This is a genomic window from Micromonospora pallida (assembly GCF_900090325.1).
Taxonomy (GTDB): domain Bacteria; phylum Actinomycetota; class Actinomycetes; order Mycobacteriales; family Micromonosporaceae; genus Micromonospora; species Micromonospora pallida.
Genome location: NZ_FMHW01000002.1, coordinates 443992 through 461080, shown reverse-complemented (window position 1 = coordinate 461080; position 17089 = coordinate 443992). Strand labels below are relative to the sequence as shown.

The window sequence follows — 17089 nt, the reverse complement described above, 5'->3', positions numbered from 1 at the left end:
CGCCACGGGTCGGCCGGCGCGGTCAGCCGCCCCGGGCGAGAAGCAGGTAGCCGCAGGAGACGGCGGGCAGCAGCAGGAAGCAGATCACGAAGCCGGTGTTGAGGTGCCGGGGCGGGGATGCGCCGCCGACGGCCGGTCGGCCGTACCGGCCGAGCAGCAGGAACCCGGCGAAGAAAGCCAGCGCGGGGATGCCGGCGACGGTCCAGATGGCGAGGGTGGCCGAGTCGATCCAGCCGGCGTTCGCGACGAGCACCAGAACGGCCACCGCGAGCGCCCCGACCAAGGCGCTACCGAGGTAGACGACGATCGCCCGGGCCAGCGGTGACCAGCCGGGCAGGAGTCGGGGTTGCCCGGCCCGCGCCTCGACCTGCCGGCCGTACCGGTCGGCCTCGTCGGCGCTGGACCGGACCCGGGTCAGTTCCTCGGCCGGATCGAGCGGGGGCGGCGGGGCGGCCGGACCGGGCGGCGGCGAGCCCGGGTCGACGGTGCGGAGAGCCGCCGAACCGTCGACCCGGGCGGGGTCGCTGGTCGGCAGGGCCGGGCGGGGCGGACCGACCGGCAGTTCCCGGTACGTCGTCCCGTCCGTCGTCGGCTCCCGGTCCTCCGGCGGTCCGTCCGGGTCGACCGTCCGGAATGGTGCGCCGATCGCCGCGCCGAGTTCGGCCAGCCACTCCTGCTGGGCGGTAAGCCGCTGGTCGAGCTGGTCGACGTCGGCCTGCCAGCGCCGTCGCCGTCCGGTCTCGGCGTCGGCCCGCCGGTCGTCGGCCCGGCGTTGCTCGGCGAGGTGCCGGGCCAGGGCCGCGTAGTCCTCGAAGCTGCTCACCTCAGCCCCTCCTCGTCCGGCTCGTGTCCCGCCCCGACGAACGGCACGATCAACTGGGTGCGGTGTTCGTGCCGGTCCACCAGCAGGGCCCGGTTCGCCCGTGGGGTGTACGCCAGGTCGGTCACCCCGAGGTGCAGCCCCAGCTCCGCCCCGGGCACGTTCAGCGCCACCAGGCAGGCCACGTCGTCCCGGTTCTGCGTGCCACCGAGGTCGTCGGCGAGCCGGCGCAGCCCACGCCACCAGCCGAGCAGGTGCACCCCGTACCCGGGGGCGTGCCGCAGCAGGGCGCGCAGGTCGTCGTACCCGCTGCGGAAGGTGGCCGGATCGGAGAGGCCGAGCACCGCGCCGGCCGCGTCCACCCCGAACACCACCAGGTACGTCCGCCCGGTCGGCGGGGCGGCCGGTGCGGTGGCGAGCTGGCCGACGTGTCCGCGCAGCCCGGTGGCGTCGAGCTGGTCGACCGGGTGCCCGGCGTCGGTGAGCGCGGCGGCGAGGTCGTCGGCGACCGGGTCGGCGGCGGCAACCAGCGGGGCGAGCAGGAACCGGGCGGTGCCCGGCGCGTGCTGCCGGGCGAGGCTCCACGCGGCGGCCCGGAGCACGTGGGCGCCGGCCACCGAGGTGCCCACCACGGCCAGGTGCCGGCCGGGGGTGGCGTCCAGGGCGACGGCGGCGGTGCTGCCGGTCACGTCGACCGCCCGGCCGACCAGGGCGGCCGGGCGCCGACCGCCGGGGCGTAGCCCGGCGAAGACCGGGTCGTCCTCGACGTGCGCGGCCTCGTACCCCCGGAACACGGCCGGCGATTGGTTGCCGGCGGGCCGGGCCTGCCAGAGCTGGTGGCGCAGTCGGCCCAGGTCGCCGGCGTCGGCGTGCGCGTCGGGGAAGCGGACGACGGTGTCCGGGCCGGCGGCCCCGGCGGCGGTGTTCAGTACCGCCGTGCCGATGGTCAGCGCGTCGGCGGCCGGGTTGAGCGGGTCGAGCACTCCGGAACCGCCGGGCAGGGCCACCCGGAGCGGGAACTGTCCGAAGATCGCGTCGGCCTTGCCGTAGAGGGCCTCGATGCCGGCGGTGCTCTGGCTGGCCAGCACCAGGTGCACCCCGTACGAGCGGCCCTTGCGGGCCAGCTCCTCGAGGAGGGTGACCGCTTCCCGGGCGAGGCTGTCGTTGCCGGCCAGCAGGACGTGGAACTCGTCGACCACCGCCACGATCCGGGGTGCCGGCGTGTCCCGGGGCAGGTCGGCGAGTTTGGTGACGCCGTACCGTTTCAGCGCGCTGGCCCGGCGTCCCAGTTCGCGGCGGAGTTCCCGGAGCACGGCGACGCCGTACTCGCGGTCGGACTCGATGCCGACCGCGCGGGCGTGCGGCAGCCAGGACGGGTCCCGCCCGGTGGGGACGAACTCGGTGAAGCTGACCCCCTCCTTGAAGTCGAGGAGGTACAGGTGCAGTTCCGCCGGGGAGTAGCGGGTGGCCAGGCCGTAGAGCACGTCGAGGAGGAAGACCGTCTTGCCGGCCCCGGTCCGTCCGCCGACCAGCCAGTGCGGGGTGGCGTCGTCGAACGCCACGGTGACCGGGGTACGCCCAGCCCGGCCGATCACGGTACGCAGGCCGGAGCGGGCCGACTCGGCCCAGTGGTGGGCCGGGAGCAGGTCGGTGAAGCGGAGTGCGGCGTCCTGCCGGGTGGCGGTGGCGAGGTGTTCGGCGAGCGCGGCGACGGTGGCCGGTGCCGGGTCGCCGTCGAGCAGCACCGGGGCGGCCAGTCCGGTCCCGTCCGGGCTGTACGGCAGGCCGGGCGGGTCGCCGACGTGGGCGTACCGGTCGGTGAGGGTGATCCGGGTGGCGGCGGCCAGCGGTGGGGGTGGCGGCCCGACGTCCCGGGGTGGCTGCCCGGCGAGCAGCACGCAGAGCGCGGCGGTCGGGCCGGCGTGGGTGAGGGCGGCGAGCCGGGCGAGTTCCCGTGGCGGGGGCGGTGCCGCGCCGACCACGACCAGGGTGGGCAGATCGGCGTCCGGGCCGGCCTGCTGGGCAAGACGGGCGTGCCGTTCGACCGTGTCGAGCAGAGTGGCGATCTCGGGTTCGGTGGTGGCGGGCGGATCGAGCACCCCGGCGTCGACCAGTGGTCGCAGCGGCAGGAAGGCCGCCCCGAACGTGGCCGGGTCGAGGGCGGCGACCCGGACGGTGCCCGGTGGTGCGGTGGCGACCAGCCGGAGCACCAGGGCGCGCAGCAGGGCGGCGACCCGGGGATCGCGGGCGTCGGTGTCGACCGCCAGGTGCCGGCCGCTGCCGAGCGGTACGACCACAGCAAAGTCGCCGTCCACGGTGGACGCTTCGCCGACCCGGACCGGGACCGGTCCGGCGGTCAGCGGGGTCGCGCCGGGGGTCGGGGTGGCCAGGGTCGCGCCGACCCGGGCGAGCCGGGCGACCAGGTCGGCGGTCTCCCCGCCGGTCGGGGCGGGACGCTCGGCGAGGGCCCGGGTGAGCCGGTCGAGCCGCTCACGGGCTTCCCGGTGGGCCGTTACCGCCTGCCGGTACGCCGACGTGAGCCGCGCCATCCGTCACCTCCTGATCACCGTCCGCCGTATCGCGCCACGGTAGCGGAGACGCCCGACAGCCGGCAGTCCGGTATGGACTGCCGGCGGACGGATCGGTGGTCGCCTCGGGTCAGCCGGTGACGGCGTTGAGGGCGGGCAGGTAGCCGAGGCGGTAGCCCGAATCAGTGCCTGATCCTCGACTGGCGCGCCGGCTTCTACGACAACGGGACGCCGGTCATCCAGTACCCGCACTGCAAGGGGTACGGTCCGGGCGAGTGGTTCACGGAGTGGATCTGGTACCCCGGCAACGGGTGCACGGGGTGCCTGCTCGACGGCAGGGGCTGGCACCGGCTCATCCGGAAACGCAAGACCGGACTCTGCCTGGACGTAGCCAATCCCGCCGGCAGTATGCCGGGGCACGGAGCCGTGGTGCAGCAGTGGCAGTGCATCACGGCGGCCCACGCAGTGGAACTCCTGGAACCAGATGTGGACGTTCGCCTGGCCCTCCCTCCTCGTCCGGGGTGGCATCGTCCGGGTCCGCGTTCCGTCGGCGGTCACCGTGGGGCCAGGTCCCTGACCTGCCTATCAGTCAGTGGCCGGGTGCGGTGCCCCTGGAGGAGGAGGAAGAGCTTGGCGGTCTCCTCCAACTCCTCGAGCGCGTCGAGCGCGGCGGGAAGGCTCTCGCCGGCCACCACCGGCCCGTGGTTGCTCAGCAGGAACGCGACGTTGTCGCGGGCGGTCGATTCGGCCAGGGCACCGAGCGACTCGTCGCCGGGTGCGTGGTAGGGCAGCATGGGCAGCCTGCCGATCCGCATGGCGAAGTACGCGGTCAGCGGCGGAAGCACATTCCGCTGGTCGACCCCGGCGAGGCAGGAGACCGCGGCGGAGTGTGTCGAGTGCGTGTGGATCACGGCCGTCGCGCCCGGCCGGGCCCGGTAGACCGCCGCGTGCAGGAACGCCTCCTTGGAGGGCCGGGGACCGGCCAGGTGGTGCACCCCCGTGTCGATGACGGAGAGGTGGTCGGCGCGAACGGTGCCGAGGCTGCTTCCGGTCGGGGTGACGAGGATGCGGTCGTCCAGTCGTACGCTGATGTTGCCGGTCCGTCCGTGGGTGAGCGAGCGGGTGAAGAGGGAGCGGGCGGTCGCGATCACCTCGTCGCGGAGCTCTGCCTCGGTCATGGTGCGATCTCCTTCTCGTGGTGCCCGCCGACCGCCCTGGACAGCAGGGCGACATCGCCGAAGTTGCCGGACTTGAGCAACAGGGCGAGCGGGGTGGTGTCGGTGGTGTAGATCCAGGGGGCTCCGGGTGCCGCTTCGTCGCCGATGATCCCGCTGCGGACGCCGAGGGCGGTCACCACCGCCCCCGACGTCTCACCACCGGCGACGACCAGCCGGCGGACGCCGCGTTCGACGAGTCCCTGCGCGATGCGGCCCATCGCGGCTTCCAGGAGGGTCGACGCGCGGTCCACGCCGAGTGCGTCCTGCACCGTGAGCAGCTCGGTCGGCGCGAGGGACGAGTAGACCAGCGGGGCGGGACCGGCGCGGTGGTGGTCGTACCAGTTCAGTGCGGCGGCGGCGAGGGCCTCCGAGTCGGGGGTCCTCAGCGCGTCGAGGAAGTACGCGTCGTGCCGTGCCCGCATGTAGGCGACCTGTTCCCGGGTCCGCGCGGAGCAGCTTCCGGCCAGCACCGCTCCGGGTACGTCGCCGACCGGGTCGGCGTCGAGCCGTTCGGTCGGCGACCGCCCGGGGGCGAGCCGGGCGAACCGGGCCGCACCGATGCCACCGGCCAGCCCGGCGGCACCGGTGACCAGGACGTCGTTGGTGGCCGCCGCGCCGATCTCGGCCAGGTCCTCGGCCGACACCGAGTCGACGACCAGGTACCGGTACCCCTCCGCCTCCGCCTGGTCGAACAGGGCGCGCAGCCGCTCCCGGCCGTGGCGTACCTCGCGGTGGTCGATGAGGGTGATCCGCTGTGTCGTCTGGGCGCCGAGCACGCCCGGGATGAACGAGTCGGTCATCGGGGTGAGCGGGTGGTGACGCATCGGGGAGTCCGACAGCAGTTGGCGCCCGACGAAGAGGTGCCCCAGGTACTGCGTGCGGTCGTGCTCGGGTGAGCTCGGGACGACGACCGCCCGGCCGGCGCCGAGGTAGTCGGCGAGGGCGTCGGCGACCGGTCCGATGTTGCCGCCGGGTCGGGAGTCGAACGTCGAACAGTACTTGAAGTAGATCTGCTCGGCACAGTGCGCGCGGAGCCAGGCCGCGACCTGGAGCGACTGGCGAACCGCCTCGTCCGGGTCGATGGTGCGGGTCTTGAGTGCCACGACGATCGCGTCGTGCGCCGGTAGCGGCTCGTCCCCCACCGGCGGGCCGAAGAGCACGATGGTGCGCAGTCCGGCCCGGCGGAACGCGACGGCCACGTCGGTTCCGCCGGTGAAGTCGTCGGCGATCGCCCCGATCACGCGTCGGCCTCCCGCTGCCCGACCGCGTCACGCAGGGCGAGCGCCGCCAGCCGCGGGCCGGCGAGCACGGGCCGGCCGGTGAGGTCGGCGAGGTCGGTGGCGACGGGGCTGATCGAGTACTGGCCGAGGACGATGGCGTCGGTCTCCGCGCCGTGGTCGAGGTACGCGCGGTGCAGCAGGGACACGAGCCGCCGGTGATCCCGGTCGCGGGCCGCGTCGGCTGCTCCCTCGGCCACCGCGCCGGTGACGGCGAGTTCGGCTCCGGCGCTGTCGGCGGCCGTGGCGAGACGGGCCGCGGAGTCGGCGAGCGGGCCGGCGGCCGGGGAGAGCAGCAGGACCCTCCGGTGGCCGCCGTCGAGGACGGCCGCGAAGAGCGCGTCGTCCGGGGCGAGCAGCGGCACGCTGACGGTACGGGCCAGGTCGTGCGCGACCGGCCCGTACAGCGAGCAGGTCAGCAGGATCCCGTCGGCCCGCCCGGCGAGCGCGTGCCGGACGAGTCGGCCCATCCGGTTGGCCAGGTCCGGGGTGATCCGTCGCTGGCCGGCCGCGGCCTGGAGCAGGTGGTCGTCGAGGATGTTCCACACCCGGGCGGCGGGGAACAGCTCGGCGAACGCGGCCTCGGCCGGCGGGATCGCCGCCTGGACGGCGCTCACGAGCGCGATAAGCGGGCGCTCTTGCTCGGTCACGGCTGCTTTCCTTCCTTCCGCCACCGGTGGGTGACTGCCTTCCGCCCCCGGTGGGTGACTGGTCTGTCGGTCGTCCGGCCACGCTCGGCGGGTCGGGCGACCGGTGGATGTCGGGGCGGGTGCGCGGGGCCGGAAGCCCCGCGCACCCGTACGTCAACCGGCGAGGCTGACGTGGCCGAGCAGGACGGCGGTGCCGACCAGGCACACGAAGATGCCGAGGCACCATCCGGCTGCCGCGCGCTGCCACTCCCCCAGGTCCTGCTTGGTCATGTTCAGCAGCAGGTAGATGAAGGCGGTCAGCGGGCTCAGCATGTGGAATGCCTGGCCCATGAGGGAGGCGTAGCCGACCTCGAACTCGGAGAAGCCGTACGACTGGCCGGCTTCCGAGAGGACGGGGAGCACGCCGTAGAAGAACGCGTCGTTGGAGATGAAGAAGCCGCCGGGAGCGGAGATCAGCGCGGTGATGATCGGCCACTGCGATCCGAGGGAGGCGGGGATGACGTCGACCATGCTTCCGGCGACGGCGCTGGACATCCCGGAGTTCGTGAAGAGGCCCATGAAGACGCCCGCGCCGATGACCATGATCACTGTCTGGAGCACGTCGGGTGCGGCGGAGTCGATGAACGCCTTCAGCGACGCGATCCTGGGGAAGTTGATGAGGAAGGCCAGCAGCGTGCCGACGAGGAAGATGTAGACGGGAGCGAAGACTCCGAGCACGAGCAGCACCAGGGCGCCGACGCTGAGCAGAGCGTTCACCGTCGTGATGACCCGGCTCTTCTGCACGGTGCCGACGGCGGTGCCGTCGGGCTCTCCGCCGTCCGCGTCCCCGGTCCTCTCGCCCTTGCGCATGATGGCGTCGATGTCGCTCGCGGAGAGTTCCTGGATGCCGAGCCGCCGACGTTCCCGGATACCGATGACGACGCAGACGATCATGACGAAGACGATGGCCACGGCCATGCCCGGGGCGAGGGCGCGCAGCATGTCGTTCGGGTTGATGCTGGGCATCACGGCGAGGACGCGTGCGGTCGGGCCGCTCCAGGGGAGCAGGTTGAGGATCGTGTTCATCAGGATGAGGACGACCGCGAGGTCCATCAGCCGCATGCCGAGCTTCAGGTAGATCGGAATGAGCGCCGTACAGACGATCAGGGTGGTCGTGGTGCCGTCGCCGCTGAGCGACACCACGGCGGAGATGATGCCGGTACCGATCATGACCTTGAGCGGGTCGCCCTTGGCGATCTGGAGGATCTTCCTGGTGAGCGGGTCGAAGAGGCCGACGTGGAGCATCACGGAGAAGAACAGGATGGCGAAGAGCAGGAGGAAGGCGGTGGCCGAGGTCTGGACCATGCCGTCCTTCGCCCAGTCGCCGAAGGTCTGGAGCTGGTCGAGCAACGTCACGTCGCCCGCCGGTTTCTCCATGGTCTTCGCGACCGCGTCCCGGAAGATGCCGAGGAAACCGCCGATGACGGTGAAGGCCACCGGTACGAAGGCGAGTCCGACGAACGGGTGCACCTGCGAGACGATCGTCGTGGTGTCCCCACCAGCGCCGGCGGCCAGCGGCTCACCCGCCGTGCCCTGACCGCGCCGGTCGCGCAGCCGCCGCACCAGCACGGCCCGGTTGTCCTCGGCCTCCACGCCCAGGTTCAAACTCTGGTGCATCAACCAGTCGGCGAGCGGATAGTGCCGGAACCGGATCCGCTCGGCCCCGAACGCCTCGACGCAGAGCTGCCGGTGCAGCTCCCGCAGCACGGTCGAAAGGTCGGCGTCCTCGGGCAGCGCCGCCACGTCGACCACCGCGTGCGGCACGCGCCGGTGCGCACCCTGACCGACGAGCCGCCGCAGCACGGTCATCAGGTCGGCGGCCGACGGCGGACGCACCAGCCAGAACACCGGCAGTCGCCGGTCGCCGCGCCGTGGTCGGCGCAGCAGCCGGGCGAGCAGGGCCAGAAAGTCCAGGCCACCGGCCGGGAGCCGGTCCCGCCCCGGTGGGAGCTGTGGTTCCCGAGCTGTCGCTTCCCGCACCCGACACCTCCGACGTGGCCGCCCGTGAACACCGGAGCACACAGTGTCGCCCGGCGTGGCAAGCGTCGACCACCGGGTTACGGTGCCCTCCGGTGACCATCCACACTGCCACGCCCGGCGCCGGACGAGAAGGATCGTCGATTCCCGGACACCGTGGAGCTGCCCGCGCAGACGGGGCAGCTCCACAGTGCCGGGTGGTGCGGCTGGCCGTACCCCGACGGGTCAGCGCGCGGCGAGCGGCTGTGTGGAGGCGGTCACCGGCGCGGGCAGGGTGCCCGGGCCACCGAGGTAGGAGTGGATCGCCGCGGCGGCGGACCGGCCCTCGGCGATCGCCCAGACGATCAGCGATGCGCCCCGGTGCATGTCCCCGGCGACGAAGACCCCGTCGACGTCGGTCTGCCAGTCGGGGCGGGCGTCGACCGCGCCCCGACTGTTGCGGCTGACCCCGAACTGGGCGAGCAACGGCTGCTCCTCGGTGCCCTCGAAGCCGATCGCCAGCAGCACCAGGTCGGCCGGGATCTCCCGCTCCGAGCCGGGCAGCGCGGTGACGATCCGCCGGCCGTCGCGCTTCTCCACGGTCACCTCGGCGACGCGGACCGCCCGGACCTGGCCGGTGCCGTCGTCGACGAACTCCTGCACGGCGACCGCGAAGACCCGCTCGCCGCCCTCCTCGTGCGCCGGGTAGTTGCGCAGCAGCCACGGCCAGGTCGGCCACGGGTCGCGTCCGGCGTCGCGGGTGGTCGGCGGTTCCGGGTACAGGTCGAGCTGGTGGACGCCGGCCGTGCCCTGCCGGTGGGCCGCCCCCAGGCAGTCGGCGGCGGTGTCGCCGCCACCGATGATCACCACGTGCTTGCCGGCGGCGTCGACCGCTGCGGTCTCGGCCCGTCCGGCGACCACCCGGTTCGCCGCGACCAGGTGTTCCATCGCCTGGTGGACGCCGCGCAGTCCGCGTCCGGGCGTCTCCGGGGTGTCCCGGCCGGCGAGCGCGCCGCAGGCCAGCAGGACCGCGTCGTACTCGGCGCGGAGCTGCTCGGCGGTCACGTCCACCCCGACGTTCACCCCGGTCCGGAACTGCACCCCCTCGGCGGTGAGCTGGGCCACCCGCCGGTCGATGTGCTCCTTCTCCAGCTTGAAGTCGGGGATGCCGTAGCGGAGCAGGCCGCCGATCGCGTCGTCCCGCTCGTACACGGTGACGGCGTGACCGGCGCGGACCAGTTGCTGCGCGGCGGCCAGACCGGCGGGCCCGGAGCCGACCACGGCGACCCGCCGACCGGTCGGCGCGGCCGGCGCCGCCGGGGTGACCAGGCCCCGGTCGAAGGCGGCGTTGGCGATCTCCACCTCGACCTGCTTGATGGTCACCGGGTCGTCGGCGATGCCGAGCACGCAGGCCGCCTCGCACGGGGCGGGGCAAAGCCGGCCGGTGAACTCGGGGAAGTTGTTGGTGGCGTGCAGCGACTCCACCGCCGCCGCCCAGTCCCCGGTGCGGACCAGGTCGTTCCAGTCCGGGATGCGGTTGCCCAGCGGGCAGCCGTCGTGGCAGAACGGGATGCCGCAGTCCATGCAGCGGGTGGCCTGCTCCCGGACGAGGCTCTCCTCGGCCGGCGGGTAGACCTCCCGCCAGTCGCTGATCCGCACCGGCACCGGGCGGCGGTCCGGCATCCGCCTCGGGTAGCGCAGGAAACCGTTCGGGTCAGGCACGAGCCACCTCCTGGGCCGCCGCTGTCCGGGGAGCCGGCGCGGCCGGCGCGGACAGCGCGGTCATCACCGCATCGTCGACGTCGCGGCCGGCGGCTTCGGCGGCCCGCATGATGTCCAGCACCCGGCGGTAGTCCCGGGGGACCACCGCGGTGAACTCCGCCACCGCCTCCGGCCACCGCCGGAGCAGCTCCCCGGCGACCGTCGACCCGGTCTCGGCGAGGTGCTGGCGGACCAGGTCGTGCAGCAGGTCCCGCTCCTCGGCGCGCAGCGGCGCCAGGTCCACCAGTTCGGTGTTGACCCGACGGCGGTCCAACCGGTGTACGAAGGCGAGACCACCGGACATACCGGCGGCGAAGTTACGGCCGGTCGGCCCGAGGACGACCACCGTACCGCCGGTCATGTACTCGCAGCCGTGGTCGCCGACGCCCTCGACGACCGCCGTCGCGCCGGAGTTGCGGACCGCGAACCGCTCCCCCACCCGACCGCGCAGGAACACCTGGCCGGCGGTGGCGCCGTACAGGATGGTGTTGCCGGCGATGATCTGGTCCTCGGCGCGCCCGCCCGGCTCGGCGTCGGCGGCGACGAACGGGGCGGCCTGGTCGGGGGCGACGACGAGCCGTCCCCCGGAGAGGCCCTTGCCGACGTAGTCGTTGGCGTCGCCGCGCAGCCGCAGGGTCACCCCGTACGGCAGGAACGCGCCGAACGACTGGCCGGCCGTGCCGCTCAGCACGAACTCGACGGTGTCGTCGGGCAGTCCGGTGCCGCCGAACCGGCGGGTCACCTCGCCGCCGAGCATCGCGCCGACGCTGCGGTGCTCGTTGCGCACCGCCACCTCGACCCGGACCGGGGTGCCGTCGTGCAGCGCCGGCTGGGCCAGCCGGACCAGCTCGTTGTCCAGGGCGAGGTCCAGGCCGTGGTCCTGGGCGCGTACGCCCCGCCGGGCTGCCGTCTCGGGCAGCTCCGGCAGGTGCAGGACCCGGCCCAGGTCGAGCCCCTTGGCCTTCCAGTGCTCGACCGCCGGGGCGACGTCGAGCAGCTCGGTCCGGCCGATCGCCTCGTCGATGCTGCGCAGGCCCAGCTCGGCCAGGTAGCCCCGGACCTCCTCGGCGAGGAAGAGGAAGAAGTTCTCCACGAACTCGGGCTTGCCGTTGAACCGCTCGCGCAGCACCGGGTTCTGGGTGGCGATGCCGACCGGGCAGGTGTCCAGGTGGCAGACCCGCATCATCACGCAGCCGGCGACGATCAGCGGCGCGGTGGCGAAGCCGAACTCCTCCGCGCCGAGCAGCGCCGCGACCAGCACGTCCCGGCCGGTCTTGAGCTGCCCGTCGACCTGCACGGTGACCCGGTCGCGGAGCTTGTTGAGCAGCAGCGTCTGCTGCGCCTCGGCCAGGCCCAGTTCCCACGGCGTGCCGGCGTGCTTGAGCGAGTTCAGCGGGGACGCGCCGGTGCCGCCGTCGTGGCCGGAGATCAGGATCACGTCGGCCTTGAGCTTGGCGACCCCGGCGGCGACGGTGCCGACGCCGACCTCGCTGACCAGCTTGACGTGCACCCGGGCGGCCGGGTTGACGCACTTCAGGTCGTGCACGAGCTGGGCGAGGTCCTCGATCGAGTAGATGTCGTGGTGCGGCGGCGGGGAGATCAGGCCGACGCCCGGGGTGGCGTGCCGGGTCCGGGCGATCCACGGCCACACCTTGTTGCCGGGGAGCTGGCCGCCCTCGCCGGGCTTCGCGCCCTGGGCCATCTTGATCTGGAGGTCGTCGGCGTTGACCAGGTATTCGCTGGTCACGCCGAACCGGCCGCTGGCGATCTGCTTGACCGCGGAACGGCGTTCCGGGTCGTAGAGGCGATCCCGGTCCTCACCGCCCTCGCCGGTGTTGGACTTGCCGCCGATGCGGTTCATCGCCACCGCGAGGGTCTCGTGCGCCTCCGCCGAGATCGACCCGTACGACATGGCGCCGGTGGCGAAGCGCTTGACGATCTCGCTGGCCGGCTCGACCTCCTCGATCGGCACCGGGGGCCGGACGTCGGTACGCAGCGTGAACAGGCCGCGCAGCGATCCGGACCCGGCGGCGAGCGCGTCGACCTTGCCGGTGTACTCGCGGAAGATGTCGTACTGCCGGCTGCGGGTCGCGTGCTGGAGCAGGAAGACCGTCTCCGGGTTGAACAGGTGCACCTCGCCCTCGCGGCGCCACTGGTACTCGCCGCCGACCTCGAGGCGGGTGGAGGCGGGGATGCCCGGGGCGGGCCAGGCCACGGCGTGCCGGGCGGCGACCTCGGCGTGGATGCCGTCCAGCCCGATGCCGCCGATCGTGGTCGGAGTACCCCGGAAGTACCGCTCGACGAGCTGGGCGTCCAGGCCGACGGCCTCGAAGACCTGCGCGCCGCAGTACGAGGAGACGGTGGAGATACCCATCTTCGACATGATCTTCAGGACGCCCTTGCCGAGCGCCTTGACGTAGTTCCGGACCGCCTTCCCGGGGTCCACCCCGACCAGCGCGCCGGTGGCGATCAGGTCCTCGGCGGACTCGAAGGCGAGGTACGGGTTGACCGCCGCAGCGCCGTACCCGATCAGCACGGCCGCGTGGTGCACCTCCCGGCAGTCGCCGGTCTCCACCACCAGCGCCACCTGGGTACGGGTCTGCTCCCGCACGAGGTGCTGGTGCACGGCGGCGGTGAGCAGCAGCGACGGGATCGGCGCGAGGTCGGCGTTGGAGTCCCGGTCGGAGAGGACCAGGATGCGCACGCCGTCCTCGATCGCCTCGGAGACGTGCCGGCAGATCTCGGTCAGCCGGGCCTTGATGCCCGCGCCGCCCTCCCGGATCCGGTACAGGCCGGAGACCCGGACCGCCTTGAAGCCGGGCAGGTCGCCGTCCTCGTCGACGGAGAGGAGCTTGGCCAGCTCGTCGTTGTCGATCACCGGATACGGCAGCACGATCTGCCGGCAGCTCGCCGGACCCGGGTCGAGCAGGTTGCCCTCCGGGCCGATGGTGGTCTGCAGGCTGGTCACCAACTCCTCGCGGATGGCGTCCAGCGGCGGGTTGGTGACCTGCGCGAAGAGCTGGTGGAAGTAGTCGTAGAGCAACCGCGGCCGGCTGGACAGCGGGGCGATCGGGGTGTCGGTGCCCATCGAGCCGATCGGCTCCGCGCCGGTCCGGGCCATCGGCGCGAGGAGGATCTTCAGCTCCTCCTCGGTGTAGCCGAAGGTCTGCTGGCGGCGGCGGACCGAGTCGTGGGTGTAGACGATGTGCTCGCGGGCGGGCAGGTCGTCCAGCTCGATCAGCCCGGCGTGCAGCCAGTCGCCGTACGGCTGCGCGGCGGCCAGTTCGGTCTTGATCTCGTCGTCGTGCACGATCCGACCGGCGACGGTGTCGACCAGGAACATCTTGCCCGGCTGGAGCCGCCCCTTGGCGACCACCCGGGCCGGGTCGAGGTCGAGCACGCCCGCCTCGCTGCCGAGCACCACGAGGCCGTCGGCGGTGCGCCACCAGCGGCCCGGTCGCAGCCCGTTGCGGTCCAGCACCGCGCCGACCATCGAACCGTCGGTGAAGGCGACCGAGGCCGGGCCGTCCCAGGGCTCCATCAGGCTGGCGTGGAACCGGTAGAAGGCGCGCTTGTCGGCGGCCATGTCCGGGTCGTTCTCCCACGCCTCGGGAATCATCATCAGCACCGCGTGCGGCAGGCTCCGCCCGGACAGGTGCAGCAGCTCGAGGACCTCGTCGAAGTTGGCCGAGTCGGAGGCAGCCGGGGTGCAGACCGGGAAGAGCCGGCGGATGTTGCCCGGCACGTTCACCGTCCGCAGCAGCGCCTCGCGGGCCTGCATCCAGTTGCGGTTGCCGCGGATCGTGTTGATCTCGCCGTTGTGGGCGATGAACCGGTACGGGTGCGCCAGCGGCCAGGACGGGAAGGTGTTGGTGGAGAAGCGCGAGTGCACCAGGGCGATGGCGCTGGTCACCCGCTCGTCGCGCAGGTCCGGGAAGTACGCCGGGAGCTGGTCGGGGGTGAGCATCCCCTTGAAGACCATGGTGCGCCCGGACAGCGACGGGAAGTACGCCGGCACGCCCCGCTCGGCGGTCTCCCGCTCGGTCTGCTTGCGGACGCAGAACGCCACCCGGTCCAGGTCGAGGCCGGTCAGCGGAGAGCCGGCCGGGCCGGCCGGGGAGTCGGTGAGCCGGTGCGCGGCGAGGAAGATCTGCCGGACCCGGGGCATCGCCGCCAGGGCCGTCTCGCCCAGGTCGCTGGGGTCGACCGGCACGTCCCGCCAGCCGAGCACGTCGGCCCCCTCGACCAGGGCGTACTTCTCCAGCACCTGGCGGGCACGGGCCTCGTCGGCGTCGTCGTCGGGGAGGAAGACCAGGCCGGTGGCGTACTGGCCGGCGGGCGGGAGCGGGAAGTCCACCACGGCGCGGAAGAACGCGTCCGGCACCTGGATCATGATGCCCGCGCCGTCGCCGGTGTTCGGTTCCGCGCCCCGGGCACCCCGGTGGTCGAGCCGACACAGCGCGCCGAGGCCGTTCGCGACGACCTCGTGGGAGCGTCGTCCGTACAGGTCCGCCACGAAGGCCACGCCGCAGGCGTCATGTTCGTTCGCCGGGTCGTAGAGACCCTGGGCGGCGGGAGTCGCACCGGCGGACGGGCGCGAGCCGGACTGGGGGTGGGGAGGGTACGGAAAGGCCACCGGGCCTCCTGTCGTCACTCAGGTTTTCATCAAGTCGGGACGACGTCGGCCCTCAGGGGTCTATTGAGTCTACGTTAGGGCTCGAGGCGCAAGTGCAGTAAGGATTGATCACACTTCCAGCATCTGGGACGTGTAGTCTCGCGCGGTGGATCACGTACCCGCTGAGCTGTTCGACCGGTTGGAGCACTTCTACGACGCCGTGCCCCGGGACGGAGCCCGCCCGGAGGAGTTCGGATCACTGGTGCTGTTTGTCCGGGAAGGTGCCGGATGGCCGTTTTACGCACGCCCCCGGTTGGGCACCTCCCGGCCGCCGTCGGTCGCCGACGTCGACGCCGTCCGCGCGCGACAGCGTGAACTGGGACTGCCGGAAGCCTTCGAGTGGGTCCACGAGACCACCCCCGACCTGCTCGCGGTGGCCCGCTCGGCCGGACTGGGCGTGCTGGAGGCCCCGTTAATGGTACTCGACCCGGCCGCCCTACCCGACCCAGCCTCGCTGGCCGACCTGCCGGTCCGGGTGCTGGACCCGGCGGCACCGGACTTCGCCGCGCAGGTGGCCGCCCGCCGGGCGGTGGCCGCGGTCGGCTTCAGCGCACCCGGAACCGCCGGGGGCGACGCCGGCCCCACCGAGCGCGACGCCGCGATGGCCGAACTGGATCTCGCCGCCGTCGAGGAGGAGGCCAGCCGGACCGCGGACGGCCGACGGATCTCGGCCCTCGCCGGCACCCCGGACGACGGGCCGCTGGCCTGCGGAATGGCGATGCGGGTCGGCGACGTCGCCGAGATCGCCGGGGTGGCCACCCTGCCGGTGGCCCGCCGTCGGGGCCTCGGCGCGGCGGTGACCGCCACCCTCGCCCGGGCGCTGCGCGACGCCGGCACCGACCTGGTGTTCCTCTCGGCTGGCAGCGAGGAGATCGCCCGGGTCTACGTCCGGGTCGGCTTCCGCCGGGTCGGCACCGCCTGCATCGCCGAGCCCGCCGCCGTCCTGCCCTGACGGCGGCCGGGTTCAGGACGAGGAGGAGGGCGGCCGCCACTGGGCGGCCGACGAGGCGGCGCTGCCCAGCAGTCGGGTGGTGATCGGGCCGAGCGCGGCGTCCCGGGCCCGCAGCGCGAGGCGCCCCCGGGTCTGCAACACCGCCGACATACGGCGGGTCTGCCGGACCACGTTGGCCACGCGCGGACGGCGGGTGCGGTCGTACCCGGCGACCGCGTCCGGCAACCGGGTCTCGCGGAGCAGGGACTGGAGGGTCGCCGCGTCCTCGAAGGCCAGGCAGGCGCCCTGACCGAGGTGCGGGGGCATGGCGTGGGCGGCGTCACCGAGCAGCACCACGCCGCCGGGTCCCGACCGGAAGGCGTAGTGGCGGGGCAACGGCCGCAGCTCGCGAACCTCCTGCTGCACCAGGTCAGCCGGCTCGGTGGCGGCGAGCAGCGCGTCGACCGGCGCGGGCCAGCCGGCGAACCAGCGCCGAAGCAGGGTGAGCTGGGTCTCCGCCGGCTCCGGTCGGGGCGCGCCGGCCGCGGTGGCCACCCAGTAGATGCCGCCCCGGGCGGCCCCCCCGCTGGTGTCCCGGTCCCCCAGCGACGCGGAGACGAACCGGTAACCGGCCCCGAGGATCTGCGCGCCCAGTGGCTGGTCGGCGGGCACCCGGGGCGCGCGGTACCAGGGAATCACCGCCCGCCAGGTGGCGCTGCCCGAGGCGACCACCCCGGCCTCGGGGGCGAGCTGGCGGCGGATCACGCTCTCCACGCCGTCCGCCGCGACGATCAGGTCGGCCTCGTGCTGGTGCTGGCCGTCCCCCACCGAGGGACGTTCCTTCCCGCCGGCCCGCACCGTGCGTACGGTCACCCCGGTCCGCAGGTCCACCCGGTCGCCGAGGCCGGCGACGAGAGCGTCGTGCAGGTCCTCCTGGTGCACCACGACCGGCGTCCGCTCCGGCGGGGCGGGTCGGGGCTGCACCAGCCAGTGCCCGTCCGGCCGGCGGATCCCCCCGTCCCGCAGCGGGGTGGCGACGGCGTCCAGCCCGGCACCGAGACCGAGCGCACGCAGCGCCCGGACACCGTTGGGCCAGAGCACGGTGGCGGTCGGCTCGGGGCGTACCCGGTCGGCTTTCTCCAGGATGGTGACCTGCCAGCCGGAGCGGTCCAGCGCGCCGGCGACCGCCAGGCCGCCGATTCCGGCCCCCACCACCACCGCGGTACGCACTGCCA

Annotated in this window: 10 protein-coding genes; 1 reads left to right on the top strand and 9 read right to left on the bottom strand. The window is 73.6% G+C overall.

Features of this window, described 5'->3' with window-relative positions:
* Positions 1–22 precede the first annotated feature (22 nt).
* The 8 genes from GA0074692_RS02255 to gltB all read right to left on the bottom strand — a co-directional run bounded on the left by GA0074692_RS02255 (position 23) and on the right by gltB (position 14884).
* Entirely contained in the window at positions 23–823 is an 801-nt protein-coding gene (locus GA0074692_RS02255; RefSeq protein ID WP_091638829.1) for a hypothetical protein, read from the bottom strand.
* On the bottom strand, positions 820–3369 hold the full coding sequence (locus GA0074692_RS02250) for an FtsK/SpoIIIE domain-containing protein (protein WP_091638828.1): 2550 nt from the start codon (positions 3367–3369) through the stop codon (positions 820–822). Before GA0074692_RS02250 ends, GA0074692_RS02255 begins: the two co-directional genes overlap by 4 nt.
* Positions 3370–3902: 533 nt before the next feature.
* Positions 3903–4526: a 3-oxo-tetronate 4-phosphate decarboxylase gene (otnC, locus tag GA0074692_RS02245; protein ID WP_091638827.1), complete on the bottom strand. Its 624-nt coding sequence runs from the start codon at positions 4524–4526 to the stop codon at positions 3903–3905.
* A complete protein-coding gene (otnK, locus tag GA0074692_RS02240; RefSeq protein WP_091638826.1) occupies positions 4523–5806 on the bottom strand; it encodes a 3-oxo-tetronate kinase in 1284 nt (427 codons plus the stop codon). The genes otnC and otnK overlap by 4 nt, the downstream gene beginning before the upstream one ends.
* The gene (locus GA0074692_RS02235) at positions 5803–6492 is read right to left on the bottom strand and encodes an aspartate/glutamate racemase family protein (protein WP_091638825.1); all 690 of its coding nucleotides are present in this window, start codon (positions 6490–6492) and stop codon (positions 5803–5805) included. The genes otnK and GA0074692_RS02235 overlap by 4 nt, the downstream gene beginning before the upstream one ends.
* Positions 6493–6645: 153 nt before the next feature.
* Complete coding sequence (locus GA0074692_RS02230; protein WP_218106525.1) at positions 6646–8511, bottom strand: citrate:proton symporter; 1866 nt, start codon at positions 8509–8511, stop codon at positions 6646–6648.
* Positions 8512–8733: 222 nt separating this feature from the next.
* Positions 8734–10209, bottom strand: a complete 1476-nt coding sequence (locus GA0074692_RS02225) for a glutamate synthase subunit beta (RefSeq protein WP_091638824.1) — start codon at positions 10207–10209, stop codon at positions 8734–8736.
* Positions 10202–14884 (bottom strand): glutamate synthase large subunit, encoded by a 4683-nt coding sequence (gene gltB / locus GA0074692_RS02220; protein WP_091638823.1) that lies wholly within the window; start codon positions 14882–14884, stop codon positions 10202–10204. The genes GA0074692_RS02225 and gltB overlap by 8 nt, the downstream gene beginning before the upstream one ends.
* A gap of 145 nt (positions 14885–15029) precedes the next feature.
* Here gltB and GA0074692_RS02215 point away from each other — a divergent pair, with 145 nt between their 5' ends.
* The gene (locus tag GA0074692_RS02215; protein WP_091638822.1) at positions 15030–15875 is read left to right on the top strand and encodes a GNAT family N-acetyltransferase; all 846 of its coding nucleotides are present in this window, start codon (positions 15030–15032) and stop codon (positions 15873–15875) included.
* A 12-nt stretch (positions 15876–15887) separates the two neighbouring features.
* On the opposite strand, the gene GA0074692_RS02210 is transcribed toward GA0074692_RS02215, so the two are convergent.
* Complete coding sequence (locus GA0074692_RS02210) at positions 15888–17084, bottom strand: FAD-dependent oxidoreductase (RefSeq protein WP_091638821.1); 1197 nt, start codon at positions 17082–17084, stop codon at positions 15888–15890.
* Positions 17085–17089: the final 5 nt, after the last annotated feature.

What these genes read in the sequence shown, in the direction of transcription:
- otnC (WP_091638827.1), bottom strand. Translation starts at nt 4,526, where the DNA reads ATGACCGAGGCAGAGCTCCGCGACGAGGTGATCGCGACCGCCCGCTCC.
- GA0074692_RS02250 (WP_091638828.1), bottom strand. Translation starts at nt 3,369, where the DNA reads ATGGCGCGGCTCACGTCGGCGTACCGGCAGGCGGTAACGGCCCACCGG.